The organism is Ferrovum sp. (genome assembly GCF_027317285.1).
GTDB lineage: Bacteria > Pseudomonadota > Gammaproteobacteria > Burkholderiales > Ferrovaceae > Ferrovum.
Window position 1 is genome coordinate 1 of the sequence record NZ_DAHVHV010000175.1, and the last position, 508, is coordinate 508.

General features: G+C 54.7%; 1 pseudogene. It reads left to right on the forward strand.

Going from position 1 to position 508, the window contains the following annotated elements:
* Positions 1 to 508: pseudogene (locus M6F29_RS12185) on the forward strand (methyl-accepting chemotaxis protein); the annotation flags it as partial.

Below are 508 nucleotides of genomic sequence, written 5' to 3' on the forward strand. Positions count from 1 at the left end.
CACAATGGGCCTTTGAAGACCTGTGGAAAACGGTCAAGGGTGGACATCCCTGGCAGGGGATCATCAAGAACCGCACCAAGAGCAGCGCCCAGTATTGGGTGCGAGCCACGGTTTCCCCAGTCATGCGCTCAGGTCAGGTCGTTGGCTATCTGTCATTGTGGCAAAAGCCCTCCAGATTGGAAATTTCGGAAGCAGAGAAACTTTACCGCATGGCCGAGGCGCCGCGTCCGCCGTTCTCGATCCAACGGTGGTTCAGTAATCTGAACCTGCAAACCAAACTTCAGATCATGATCCAGCCAGCGCTTCTGATCGTGGGCGTACTCGCTACCTTCGGCGTCTACAGCCAGATGAAGGCGACCATGATAGACAATGTGCAGCGCCGGGCCGTGGCTACCGCCATGCAGGTCATCGACAGCGCCAACATGCTGATGGTTACCGGAGAAATCTCGATCCCTGCAAACCGCAAACTGATGATAAAAAAAATCATGGAAGGACAGCACCTCCAATC